Annotated in this window: 12 protein-coding genes; 4 read left to right on the top strand and 8 right to left on the bottom strand. The window is 42.9% G+C overall.

Translation table 11 applies throughout. The annotated features are described in order from the left end of the window. Nucleotides 1-169: 169 nt before the first annotated feature. On the bottom strand, nt 170-1,483 hold the full coding sequence (obgE, locus tag A5877_RS16905; protein WP_042890376.1) for a GTPase ObgE: 1,314 nt from the start codon (nt 1,481-1,483) through the stop codon (nt 170-172). 249 nt (nt 1,484-1,732) lie between these two features. Between obgE and gap the strand changes: the two genes are divergently transcribed. Further along, nucleotides 1,733-2,743 carry a type I glyceraldehyde-3-phosphate dehydrogenase gene (gap, locus tag A5877_RS16900; RefSeq protein WP_086317405.1) on the top strand — a complete coding sequence of 337 codons (1,011 nt, stop codon included), beginning with the start codon at nt 1,733-1,735 and terminating at the stop codon, nt 2,741-2,743. Nucleotides 2,744-2,793: 50 nt separating this feature from the next. On the opposite strand, the gene A5877_RS16895 is transcribed toward gap, so the two are convergent. Together A5877_RS16895 and A5877_RS16890 are read right to left on the bottom strand one after the other, a co-directional pair. Then, on the bottom strand, nt 2,794-3,744 hold the full coding sequence (locus A5877_RS16895) for an alpha/beta hydrolase (RefSeq protein ID WP_086317402.1): 951 nt from the start codon (nt 3,742-3,744) through the stop codon (nt 2,794-2,796). A gap of 177 nt (nt 3,745-3,921) precedes the next feature. Then, nucleotides 3,922-5,013 (bottom strand): DUF871 domain-containing protein, encoded by a 1,092-nt coding sequence (locus A5877_RS16890; protein WP_086317400.1) that lies wholly within the window; start codon nt 5,011-5,013, stop codon nt 3,922-3,924. Between the two features lie 182 nt (nt 5,014-5,195). Between A5877_RS16890 and A5877_RS16885 the strand changes: the two genes are divergently transcribed. After that, a complete protein-coding gene (locus A5877_RS16885) occupies nt 5,196-5,945 on the top strand; it encodes a peptidylprolyl isomerase (RefSeq protein WP_008381897.1) in 750 nt (249 codons plus the stop codon). A 52-nt stretch (nt 5,946-5,997) separates the two neighbouring features. Here the strand turns inward: A5877_RS16885 and fabZ are convergent, their stop codons facing one another. Continuing rightward, nucleotides 5,998-6,438 (bottom strand): 3-hydroxyacyl-ACP dehydratase FabZ, encoded by a 441-nt coding sequence (gene fabZ, locus A5877_RS16880; protein ID WP_005226178.1) that lies wholly within the window; start codon nt 6,436-6,438, stop codon nt 5,998-6,000. Nucleotides 6,439-6,585: 147 nt separating this feature from the next. On the opposite strand from fabZ, the gene fabI reads away from it, so the two are divergent. Further along, the gene (fabI, locus tag A5877_RS16875) at nt 6,586-7,341 is read left to right on the top strand and encodes an enoyl-ACP reductase FabI (RefSeq protein WP_005236100.1); all 756 of its coding nucleotides are present in this window, start codon (nt 6,586-6,588) and stop codon (nt 7,339-7,341) included. A 147-nt stretch (nt 7,342-7,488) separates the two neighbouring features. Continuing rightward, a complete protein-coding gene (locus tag A5877_RS16870; RefSeq protein ID WP_016619951.1) occupies nt 7,489-8,406 on the top strand; it encodes a mechanosensitive ion channel family protein in 918 nt (305 codons plus the stop codon). Between the two features lie 34 nt (nt 8,407-8,440). Here the strand turns inward: A5877_RS16870 and cbpB are convergent, their stop codons facing one another. The 4 genes from cbpB to racE all read right to left on the bottom strand — a co-directional run bounded on the left by cbpB (nt 8,441) and on the right by racE (nt 11,731). Further along, entirely contained in the window at nt 8,441-8,944 is a 504-nt protein-coding gene (gene cbpB / locus A5877_RS16865) for a cyclic-di-AMP-binding protein CbpB (protein ID WP_005226181.1), read from the bottom strand. 109 nt (nt 8,945-9,053) lie between these two features. Continuing rightward, the gene (locus A5877_RS16860) at nt 9,054-9,566 is read right to left on the bottom strand and encodes a metallophosphoesterase (RefSeq protein WP_005236103.1); all 513 of its coding nucleotides are present in this window, start codon (nt 9,564-9,566) and stop codon (nt 9,054-9,056) included. Further along, on the bottom strand, nt 9,563-10,915 hold the full coding sequence (gene rph, locus A5877_RS16855) for a ribonuclease PH (protein WP_086317398.1): 1,353 nt from the start codon (nt 10,913-10,915) through the stop codon (nt 9,563-9,565). The genes A5877_RS16860 and rph overlap by 4 nt, the downstream gene beginning before the upstream one ends. After that, a complete protein-coding gene (racE, locus tag A5877_RS16850; RefSeq protein WP_086317396.1) occupies nt 10,916-11,731 on the bottom strand; it encodes a glutamate racemase in 816 nt (271 codons plus the stop codon). Nucleotides 11,732-11,924 lie beyond the last annotated feature (193 nt).

Below are 11,924 nucleotides of genomic sequence, written 5' to 3'. Positions count from 1 at the left end.
CCTTTGGTTTATTTGTTCTTTTCTTTATTTTAACAGTAAATCATTTAAATGAAAAAAGAAACCAAAAAGACTGCTGATCATTGATTTCTTAGAGAAAATCAATGATCGGCAGTCAAAACCAATTCAACTATGAAGGATTTTTTTAAAAAAATGATGTTCTTTTAAACGCTTATTCGACAAACTCAAATTCAAAATTACCGATACGCACAATATCACCGTCTTTGGCACCTCTCGCACGCAATGCTTCATCGACACCCAATCCACGTAATTGACGAGCAAAACGCATCACAGTCTCATCGTGATCAAAGTTCGTCATTTGGAATAGTTTTTCGATTTTCTCACCGCTCAAGATCCAAGTTGCATCAGGATCGCGATCGATTGCAAACTCCGGTTCATCCGATTGGAAGCCGTAATGAACCACATCTTCTTCGATTTCTTCATCGTACAAGAGGAACTCAGGAGTGACTTCCAATAGATCCGCTGTCGCATTCAGCAAGGCATCGATTCCCTTACGAGTGACACCAGAGATTGGGAAAATCATTGGTTCATCCGCGAACTCATCCGTTTTTTCTTTTGCCAGCTGCTCTTTGAAAAGGGCTAGGTTTTCTTCAGCATCCGGCATATCCATCTTATTGGCAACGATGATCTGTGGGCGCTCTAGTAAGCGCAAGTTATGGGTCGACAATTCATTGTTGATGGATAAATAGTCTTCATATGGATCGCGCCCTTCCATGCCGCTCATATCGATCACATGTAAAATGACCCGCGTCCGTTCGATATGACGTAAAAACTGAGTCCCTAAACCAACACCTTGCGAAGCACCTTCGATCAAGCCAGGCAGATCGGCTACTGCAAAACTACGACCATCAGTGGTCGTTACCATGCCTAAATTTGGCACCAGTGTTGTAAAATGATACGCGCCGATTTTTGGACGAGCAGACGAAATCACAGAGAGTAATGTTGACTTCCCAACTGAAGGGAAACCAACTAAACCAACATCTGCTAAGACTTTTAGTTCGAGCTCGATCTTTCTTTCTTGACCGGGTTCTCCGTTCTCTGCTAATTCTGGGGCTGGATTTTTTGGAGAAGCAAACCGAATGTTCCCACGGCCGCCCCGCCCGCCTTTTGCGATTACTAATGTTTGACCTTGCTCAATCAAATCACCTAATAAGGCACCTGTTTCAGCATCACGAACGGTGGTGCCTTGGGGTACTTTGATGTAAGTATCATCTGAGCCACGGCCGTGCATTCCTTTACTCATGCCATTTTCCCCGGGTTGCGCTTTAAAATGACGATTAAAGCGAAAATCCATTAATGTACGCAAACCTTCGTCTACGACTAAAATGACATCACCGCCACGTCCCCCGTCCCCACCTGCGGGTCCGCCGTCTGGGACATATTTCTCTCGGCGAAAAGCAACCATTCCGTCGCCGCCTTTTCCTGCTTTGACATCGATTGTCACTTGATCTAAAAACATGGACATTATTTGTCCTCCATTCTTTTTTTACTACCTTCTATACTTTTTGATTATCAGTTATCTCACTTTAAGTGGTTACTATTTCTCTAATAAGAAAGTCTATTTTATTGTAACGACCGAAACGCCTTTTGTCTATCTTTTCTCATGGGTTTCCGTAAGAAATCGCGAATTCTTAAGGGTTATTCTTTGACAGTCACAGGAAATCGTAGCAAACTTTTAAGTGTACCAGTACACAATCAAAGGAGGAAACAAGAAATGACAGTAAAAGTTGGAATCAATGGTTTTGGACGAATTGGACGTTTGGCTTTTCGTAGGATCAGAGAAGTTTCTGCCGATATTGAAGTTGTGGCAATCAATGATTTAACAAGCCCCGTAATGTTAGCACATCTATTGCAATTTGACTCGACCCACGGCACGTACACTGGAACTGTTACTGCAACGGATAATGCTATCGTTGTCGATGGCAAAGAGACCCGAGTGTACGCTGAACCAGACGCAAGCAAAATCCCCTGGGCAAAAGAAAATGGCGTCGATATCGTATTAGAATGTACGGGTTTTTACACTTCCGCAGAAAAAGCCCAGGCCCATCTTGATGCAGGTGTCAAACGAGTCGTTATCTCCGCACCAGCTGGTAATATGAAAACGATCGTTTACAATGTCAACTCAGACACGTTAACACCGGATGATACTATCATATCCGCAGGTTCTTGTACGACCAACTGCTTAGCTCCAATGGCCTACTTTTTAAATGAGGAATTCGGGATCGAAGTTGGTACGATGACGACGGTTCATGCGTATACTTCTACTCAAATGCTATTGGATGGTCCTGTAAAAGGCGGAAACTTAAGAGCCGCTCGTTCCGCTGCTGACAACACGATCCCTCACTCAACGGGTGCCGCCAAAGCAATCGGTTTGGTTATCCCAGAATTAAATGGCAAATTACAAGGCCACGCCCAACGGGTTCCGGTCGTCGATGGTTCTTTAACAGAGTTAGTCTCAATTTTGAAAACCAAAGTAACCGCCGATGAAGTCAATGAAGCGATCAGAAAACACACCGTCGATAATCCGTCATTCGGTTACGATGACCGTGAAATCGTCTCTGGAGATGTGATTGGTACCACTCAAGGGTCTATCTTTGATCCGACACAAACAGAAGTAACCACTGCTGGCGATTTCCAACTGGTGAAAACCGTCGCTTGGTATGATAATGAATACGGCTTTACTTGCCAAATGATTCGCTTGCTAGAAGAATTTGCTCGTTTATAAGCTAAAGGTCAAGCAAAAAGTGCCGGTTCTTTTTTAGAACCGGCACTTTTTTATTCACTTGCTGGATGATCGTATTTGTCCAAAAAAGCTGCAATGTTTTCTTTATAAAGGTCTGGATCTGTTTTGTAGCTTTTCGCATGCTCGGCACCTGAAACAACCCACTTTTCTTTTGGTGCGTCGGTCGCGTTATACAAAATATCCAGCATCGAATAAGGAACAAACGTATCCGCATCGCCATGGATAAAAAAGATCGGACGCGTATTCTTTTGCAGTTGTTTGACTGCATCTGCTTCACCGAAGAAATACCCCGCTCGGATTTTTGTGACAAGACTAGTGACATTCATCAATGGAAAGGCCGGTAGACCAAACAATTGATCGAGTTGATAACCCAATTCTTCATTGACGTTGGTATACCCACAATCTTCAATAATAGAAGTGACATTTTTCGGTAAGTCTTCCCCACTGGTCATCATTACCGTGGCAGCCCCCATACTGATGCCATACAAAGTGATCGTTTCTTCAGAACCATTTTTTGTGAGTACTTCATCGATCCATTGCAAATAATCCTTACGTTCGTGCCACCCAAAACCAATATAATCTCCTTCGCTTTGACCATGCCCTCGAGCGTCTGGAACCAAGACATTATAGCCTAAATCATGATACATCTTAGCGTAGTCCGCCATCGTTTCTGCGTTCCCCATATAGCCATGCGCGATGATCGCCGTTTTCCCGCGATTCTTCTCCTCCGCCGGTAGATAAATGGCGGATAATTTTAAATCATCTTCAGAAGTTAGCTGCCACATCTCACGATTTGCTGGATCTGTAAACCAATTTTGCGATTCATTTCCTGTCTGATTTTCATCCGTACCAGGGGTATCTCCTTCCAAAAAATCTTTTTCTGAAGGAACCACCGCATAATCGTAAAAATAGTTTCCTGCATACCCTAATCCTGCAATTGCTAATACAGCCACTCCGATGGCAATCTTCCAGCGCAATTTCACACTTGTCACGTCCTCTTGTTATGTAGTTTACATAATATTATTATGGTTTCGTCATTCCTCAAGGAAAGAACCCACTACATAAATTACCGTTTTTTGCTCATGTTTGTCAATCGCAAGCGCCCAAAAAGAAAACCATTGCCAACAATCTTTGTTGGCAATGGTTGATTTTCGTGGTAATTAGTTATTTTCGACCAATTTAAAACTTGACCAAGGTTTCAAAAATTCTAATAAGAATAGTTCCTCATCAGCGATCTTACCAACGACATTGACTCGACCATCATTTTTCATTGCTTTCAAGGCGATTTGCGTCTCCCCTTTGTATTGTCCATAGCCAGCATTATCGATCAAGACATCCCCTCTTACCATATCACGGGTATCATGAGGCGGAAATTCCTTGTCTTTATAATAGATCCGCGTCATCGTTGAACGCAAGATGTATTCCGAACGATCTCCTCGATAGCTGTGCAGATTATCGAAGAGACAAATTCGTTCATCTTCAGTGATTCCGTCAACGACATCGACTCTTAATGTCGGATAATCCGCGTGAAACGCTTCAGCCATTGCTGCCAATTCTTCTTCTGAAGCATAGGCATTTCCAACAGAGATATCATCGATCAAGCCAGTCAACACTAAATGTTTGACTTGCGTAGCTAGTGGCAGATCACGATGATCTTCCAAAGAGCATAAACCATCTTGTGTTGGCCATGGACCGAAATCAGCTTCGTGAGAATTCACGAAAGCCATCGTATTTAAATTGTATTTGCGGAATTTTTCCGAACAAAAAACGAAATGGTCGTAGCCCAACCCTGAATAGCGATGAGGATAGAAGTTATGCGAGCCTAGTAAATTTTCATTATTAGGCGAATAACTCATGATGTTATCCACGTAGCTCGTACCACTGCTCATATTGATTTCGATTTTAATCCCGTAAGGATTACGCGTCATTTTGGCTTCTTCTGAACCAGTAAAACCAATATCTAACCGAACACCGTAAGCCCCCATCTCATCAAAGAAGGATAAATCATCATAAGAAATACCTAGCTGTTCGAATAAACCAGGATTGATATCTACCATGACTTCCATTCCTAACTGATTGGCATAATCCACGACTTGTTTAAAGTCTGCCAAGACTTTTTCTTTGTCATCGTTGATTTGCAGCAAACTGGTAAATACCCGTTTAAAGCCGTATTTGTGTGCCAAGTCTAAATACGCTTTGTCCTTTTCAAACGTTGAGCGCTCTGGATAAATCGATATCCCTAATTTTCCCATCAAAAAAACCTCCTGTAAATTCTATCCGTTTATTATAATGAATCCTCTTTCATTATAGCAAACATCTAAAAAGTGGTCTACACCTTTCCGCCTGTTTCTTTCTCATTCCACAAAATCTGCGCTTTCTTCTATGTCTCTTTTTTGTTATGATTATCATTAAGAAAACTGGAAGGAATGAAAGAATGAAAAAAATCCTATTCACACTGACAGCAGCTGCTAGCCTTTTATTATTAGCTGCTTGTACAGGTTCAAGTACCACCGATCCCTCATCAAGCAATTCGGCAGAAAGCACGTCGACCTCAGAATCCGTTGACTTGAATGCCCTGGAATTGCCGCAATTATCAACGGATGTGCAAGAGAATGAAGCTTTAGTTGAAATGGTGACGGAAGAAGGCTCGATCAAAATCAAACTTTTCCCAGAGATCGCGCCCAAAGCAGTCGAAAACTTTTTGACCCATGCCAAAGATGGTTATTATGACGGCTTGACTTTCCATCGTGTCGTAGAAGAGTTTATGATCCAAGGGGGCGACCCTAATGGTGATGGCACTGGCGGAGAAAGCATATGGGGCGAAGGATTCGGCGAAGAATACTCGAACCAGCTTTATCACTTGCGAGGCGCATTGGCAATGGCAAAATCAAGTGCGCCAAACAGCCAAGGCAGTCAATTCTACATCGTTCAAAATGATCAAGACGTATCCGACGGTCTAGCGATCCAACACTATCCTGAAAAAATCATCGAAGCCTACAAAAATGGTGGAACACCACAATTGGACGGTAGCTATACCGTTTTTGGTCAAGTGATCGAAGGCATGGATGTCGTAGATAAAATTGCGCAAGCAGAAACCCAAGACTCTGGCAATGGTGAGAATTCTCAACCGGTTGAGCCAGTGAAGATCGAAACGATCAAGGTCTTACAAGAAGCCAAAGAATAAATAAAAAAAACCGCTGAAGTCTCCGATACTCGGGAATTTCAGCGGTTTTCTTTTACTTTTGGTCGCCTACGATAAAGGTAAATTCGCACTCAGCAGCTTTTTTGCCATCCACTGTCGCTACCGCATCAGCAGTTCCAACGGAGCCTTTGATTTTGGTGATCTCAAAAACAAGTTTCATAGTATCTCCCGGAACAACTTTTTGACGGAATTTGGCTTTGTTGATGCCGCCGATATACGCCGTTCTACCTTGGAATTCCTCGGATTTCAAGATCAGGATCGATCCTGCTTGTGCCAATGTTTCTAAAATCAAGGCACCCGGCATTACTGGATTTCCCGGAAAATGACCTTGGAAAAAGTCTTCGTTGATGGTAACATTTTTCGTTGCGATAATCTTTTTGCCAGACTCGATTTCATCGACATAATCAATATATATAATTGGGTAGCGATTTGGAATCAAATCCATGACTTCTGTTTCAGTCAATAGTTTTTTCATGGTTTCCCTTCCTTGCTTAAGAATTTATTATAGTTTGATTATCAAAGTATCATAGTTCAGCGGAATTCGCAACTAAATATTTATTAAGAAAAAAATAGTTTGACAATCAAACAATTATTATTGTTGAATTAATTAAGGAGTGGAATTATGAGTTTTTTAACCGGTAAAAAAGTTGTCGTCATGGGCGTTGCCAACAAACGCAGTATCGCTTGGGGCTGTGCACAAGCATTAAAAGCACAAGGAGCCGAAGTGATCTACACGTATCAAAACGACCGCATGAAGAAGCCTTTAGAGCGCTTATTGGAATCTGATGAATTTGTAGTGGAGTGTGACGTCGCTAATGACGAAAGCATTGCTGCCGCCTTTGATACAATCAAAGAATATGCTGGAGAGATCCATGGTGTCGTCCATGCCGTCGCTTATGCTAATAAAGAAGATCTTTCTGGCGACATTTTGAATATTTCTCGTGACGGTTATGCTTTGGCGCAAGACATCAGCAGTTATTCATTGATTGCCGTCACTAAATATGCCAAACCAATCTTAGCTGAAAATGCTGGAATCGTTACCCTTTCCTACTTAGGTGCCGAACGGGCAGTACCAAACTACAACATGATGGGTATTGCGAAAGCTGCTTTGGAATCAAGTGTTCGCTATTTAGCTGCCGAACTTTCACCGCAAAAGATCCGTGTCAATGCGATTTCAGCTGGCGCCATCAAGACGCTGGCAGTAACTGGTGTAAAAGACTATCAAAAACTGATCCAATTGTCAGAGGATCGAACACCAGATCATATTGGTGTAACGATCGAAGAAGTCGGCAATGCTTGTGCCTTCTTGATCAGTCCTTTATCAAGCGGGATTATCGGCGAAGTGATTTTTGTTGATAAAGGCGTTCATTTATCTTAATCAATGATAGTCATAGAAAAGTCTGCTATTTGCCTACCCGTTGGCTGAGCAGGCTTTTTCTGAAAAAAACAGGTATTTCAGAAAACCTCCTTTGCATTTCTATTTTATCTTCGTTAAAATAGATGCAGTAAGACTTGGAGGGATTTTATGAAACAACTGCTACTCGCAGCTAACACGACCGATTCAAGTGGTTCCAGCATTACTGAACCAGCAGCTGCTCAGCTCAATGCATTGCAAAAATGGTGGGCGTCCATCGACTGGGAATCGATCATTGGCCTACTGATTCAAAAAGCATTGATGTTGCTTTTTTTATGTATCCTATTCGGTATTTTATTGAAAATAAGCAATATGATCATCGATCGGATCTATCGTTCCTATGAAAAAAAAGCCAGTTTCAATGTGAGTCGAATCAACACGATCCATACCCTGATCCGCAATACGGTTCATTACACATTAGGCTTCTTTTTTGTCTATGCACTCCTTTCAACCATCGGCGTACCTGTAGGCTCTCTATTAGCAGGTGCCGGAGTCGTCGGTGTCGCACTTGGTTTAGGCGCCCAAGGTTTTATGAACGACTTGATTACTGGCTTCTTTATTATTACCGAGCAACAAATCAATGTTGGTGATTACGTCCGCTTGACCAATCTGACGCTTGAAGGTACGGTGACGGCAGTCGGTATTCGGACTGTTCAATTAAAATCCGTTGATGGAACCGTTCATTATATCCCAAATCGTAACATCACGACCATCAGTAATACATCAAGAGCCAATATGCAAGTCGTGGTCGACGTACGTATCTTACCATCTGAAGGCTTAGATGAAATACGTGCCATCATTGAAGAAGTCAATGAACAGATTGCTCAGCAGCATGAAGAAGAGATTCAAACGGCCCCTACGGTCTTCGGTTTAGTGGATCTGGGGAACAACAACTTTGCAATTCGTACGACCATGTATGTGACCAACGGTACGCAATGGAAAATCAAAGAGGAATTTTTGGCCGCATCGATCGATGCTTTAACTGCCAAAGGCTATACGATCCCCAATGCGCCGATCGTCGGTATTTAAAAAAGGTTATCCCGAAGCTGGGATAACCTTTTTTCTATACCACATGCAGTTCATCTGTCATCTTTGGGGCATCCTCTTTAGAAATCAGCAAATAGCGTCTTTCAATTTCGTGCGCCAAATGATTGACGGATTTTAAAATCTCTTTGCGGGTGATAATACCAACAAAGACATTGTCATCATCAACGATCGGCAAGAATGCTTGATCTACTAACAAATGCAGCATACTTTCCAACTCATCGTTTTCTTTGATGCAATTCACATTGACTTCCATGACATCTGCCACAGTCAGCCCTTCAATATTTTCCATACTGAAGCCAGTGAGATCCATCATGCGTTCTACGATGTTTGAGAGGCTGATTAAGCCGACTAAATGGTCCTCACTATCTAGTACAGGGATCTTTGAATAGCCCACTTTTGATAAAACAAGCAATGCGTGACTCAAAGGGTGGTTATAAAATACCGATGCCACATTTTCTGCCGGCACCAAGAAATTTTCTTGGTTCTCGAGTAATATTTTTTCTACGGTCTGTCCTATCAATCTAATTGCCTCCATTTCACAGCTACTCTTCTATTTTACTTGAAAATGAGAATAGAAAGTTGAAACCTGCAAAATTATAATGAAATTTTTACTTTTTGATTCCGCTTACTTAGCGTGTGAAAACAAAAGCTAGCTCAGGGACTTTATGAAAGGAACGATCATAGTATTGGATTGCCCATTGTTCTGGCGTACTTTCAATAATCGCAAAGCTTTTGATTTGAATTTGCCCTCGCGGTTGGGAAATACTGCCGGGATTCAAGAAAAGCCGATTCCCAACTTTCTCACAAGCAATTTGATGCGTGTGACCAAACAGTGCGATCGAGGCATCGGCTTGTTGCGCTTGCAGCCCTAATTTCGTTACACCAAAACGGACATCTGCTAAGTGGCCATGAGTCATATAGATGGTGTCCAGCGGCGTTTTGATGATACGCTCATTGGGAAAACCACCGCCATAATCGCAATTGCCGCAAACGACTTGAAAAGTATCCCACAAAGGGTCTGTGTCAGGTAGTTCGGAGTCCCCACAGTGCAGGAATAAATCGACTTGATTTTCGAATTCATTTTTAAGATCAACAAGAATCTCACGATCTGAATGATTGTCACTGACAACTAAATATTTCATGCATTTTCTCCTTCTAACCACTCCTGCCACTGTTCCTGCAGCTTTTTGATTGCTAGACCACGGTGGCTGACTCGGTTCTTTTCTTCTTGACTCATTTGGGCTGCGCTTTGCTCTGAACCATCAGGAATAAACAATGGATCGTAACCGAACCCATTTTCTCCACGGGGGATACGGCCGATTCTTCCCGGCCATTGAGCTTCAACCACCAAACTATCTTTTCCTGGCGCTGCGAAAACTAACGTACAGTGAAATTGAGCACTGCGCTTGTCATCTTCGACATCCGTCAATTCGTAAAGTAATTTTGCATTATTGGCAGCGTCACTTTTTTGCTCACCAGCAAATCGAGCAGAGTACACCCCTGGTCGACCCCCTAATGCATCTACTTTCAGTCCTGAGTCATCAGCTAACACCGGTCTTCCCAAAATTCTGGCGATGGTTTCCGCTTTAAGGCGGGCATTTTCTTCAAAGGTGGTGCCGGTTTCTTCAACATCCGGCAAGGAAGGATAGTCTTTTAAGGTGCGGACATCGTAACCTGCTGCGCCAAATACGGCTTTAAACTCCTTGGCTTTTCCTGGATTGCCTGTAGCAATGACAATCGTTTTTTCGGGAATCTCATAAGGGGGTTCATCTGGTAAAAACAGTGCCTCTTTTTGATAGGCAATCAATTCTTCGATAGCTGTTTTTCCGTAGATCAGCATCTCATTCAACTGCTGGCCATCAAAGGTTGCTTCTTCCCCAGTTCCTTGCAATTCGACAAATCGACCAGATTCCGTCATCACCAAATTCATGTCAACAGCAGCTGAAGAATCTTCTTGATAATCGAGATCAGTCACACAGGTACTATCTGGTAAGATCCCGACACTAATTGCTGCCAAATGCTCCTTGATTGGATCTTCCGTCAATGCTTTGTCACGCAACAAGGTATCGATAGCTAAACGCAACGCGACAAAAGCGCCGGTAATACTGGCTGTTCTGGTACCGCCATCCGCTTGGACGACATCACAATCGACGACGATACTACGTTCCCCTAATTTTTCTAAATCGACTACGGCTCGTAAGGAACGAGCGATCAGCCGTTGGATCTCCATCGTACGACCAGAAAGCTTGCCTTTGGCACTTTCTCGACGATTACGAGTGTTGGTCGCTCGTGGGAGCATACTGTATTCGGCTGTGACCCAGCCTTTTCCCGTATCTCGTAAAAACGGAGGGACCCGATCTTCAATCGTTGCCGAACAAATCACGGTTGTGTCACCAAAAGAGATCACAACCGATCCTTCGGGGTGTTTGTAGACGTTGGTTTGAATGTTGACTGGTCTTAACATTGTTTCTTTTCTGCCATCATGTCGCATTTAAAAGCCTCCTAAATCAGTGTGAATCGATGAGATCGTATCTAAATCAAGCCAATCATTGGCGATCTCATCAAATATTTTCGGTGAACCAGTAGTAAAGAATGCATGTTGCGGATGCGGATCGTCCTGACTCGTTGCTGCAATGGAAAAATAGTCCAACAAGGTACTGACTTCCCCCACCGTTTCTGCCCCTGAATCAATCAGCTGGATATGGGCGCCTAATTCATTTTGGATCAAAGGGCGCAATAAAGGATAATGAGTACAGCCCAGAATCACTGTATCTAACCGCTTGTTTTTCAATGGACGCAACGTTTCTGCCACGATTTTCTTGGCGACCGAGCTATGGTATTGTTTGCTTTCTACGATCGGCACAAACTTTGGGCAAGCCAAACTGACGACGGACGCATGGGGCGCTTTGCCATGAAGCGCGCGCTTGTAAGAGTCGCTTTTAATCGTTCCGTTTGTCCCGATGACACCGATTCGTTGGTTTTTGCTTGCTTTGACTGCTGCTCGACTGCCGGGCAGGATCACGCCGATCACTGGAATATCTAGTTGTTCTTTGATTTCTTCAAGGGCGACCGCTGTTGCTGTGTTACAGGCGATCACCAACATTTTAATGTTTTTTTCTAATAAAAAACGGGTCATTTGCCACGTATACTCGATGACTTGCTCAGCAGGTCTCGGACCATACGGGCATCTGGCTGTATCTCCCAGATAAAGAATCGATTCGTTGGGTAATTGCTTGATTGCTTCTTTGACGACCGTCAACCCACCAACACCAGAATCGATAAAACCAATTGGTCTGTTGTTTGTCATAGTTTCCATCCTTTACATGAAAGAAAGAGTTTGGTGCGTTTTTCTCTCTTATTCATTTTGGACTTTTTTTGACTATTTTTCAAGTATTCCTTTCGTTTGCTAAAAAAGCTTTCCCAAAAACCACGAAACGGTCAAAAAGAAAAAAGCCCCAACGATTGGCTTACACCCCACAAGTTGCACTTGCATGGGTGAA

This window comes from Enterococcus sp. 3C7_DIV0644, from assembly GCF_002141235.1.
In the GTDB taxonomy this organism is placed as follows: domain Bacteria; phylum Bacillota; class Bacilli; order Lactobacillales; family Enterococcaceae; genus Enterococcus_D; species Enterococcus_D entomosocium.
The sequence above is the reverse complement of the archived record's forward strand: the minus strand, read 5'-3'. Positions and strand labels throughout refer to the sequence as shown.

What these genes read in the sequence shown, in the direction of transcription:
- fabZ (WP_005226178.1), bottom strand. Translation starts at nt 6,438, where the DNA reads ATGAAAAAACTATTGACTGAAACAGAAGTCATGGATTTGATTCCAAAT.
- obgE (WP_042890376.1), bottom strand. Translation starts at nt 1,483, where the DNA reads ATGTCCATGTTTTTAGATCAAGTGACAATCGATGTCAAAGCAGGAAAA.
- gap (WP_086317405.1), top strand. Translation starts at nt 1,733, where the DNA reads ATGACAGTAAAAGTTGGAATCAATGGTTTTGGACGAATTGGACGTTTG.
- A5877_RS16860 (WP_005236103.1), bottom strand. Translation starts at nt 9,566, where the DNA reads ATGAAATATTTAGTTGTCAGTGACAATCATTCAGATCGTGAGATTCTT.
- rph (WP_086317398.1), bottom strand. Translation starts at nt 10,915, where the DNA reads ATGCGACATGATGGCAGAAAAGAAACAATGTTAAGACCAGTCAACATT.
- A5877_RS16870 (WP_016619951.1), top strand. Translation starts at nt 7,489, where the DNA reads ATGAAACAACTGCTACTCGCAGCTAACACGACCGATTCAAGTGGTTCC.
- A5877_RS16890 (WP_086317400.1), bottom strand. Translation starts at nt 5,013, where the DNA reads ATGGGAAAATTAGGGATATCGATTTATCCAGAGCGCTCAACGTTTGAA.
- racE (WP_086317396.1), bottom strand. Translation starts at nt 11,731, where the DNA reads ATGACAAACAACAGACCAATTGGTTTTATCGATTCTGGTGTTGGTGGG.
- fabI (WP_005236100.1), top strand. Translation starts at nt 6,586, where the DNA reads ATGAGTTTTTTAACCGGTAAAAAAGTTGTCGTCATGGGCGTTGCCAAC.
- A5877_RS16885 (WP_008381897.1), top strand. Translation starts at nt 5,196, where the DNA reads ATGAAAAAAATCCTATTCACACTGACAGCAGCTGCTAGCCTTTTATTA.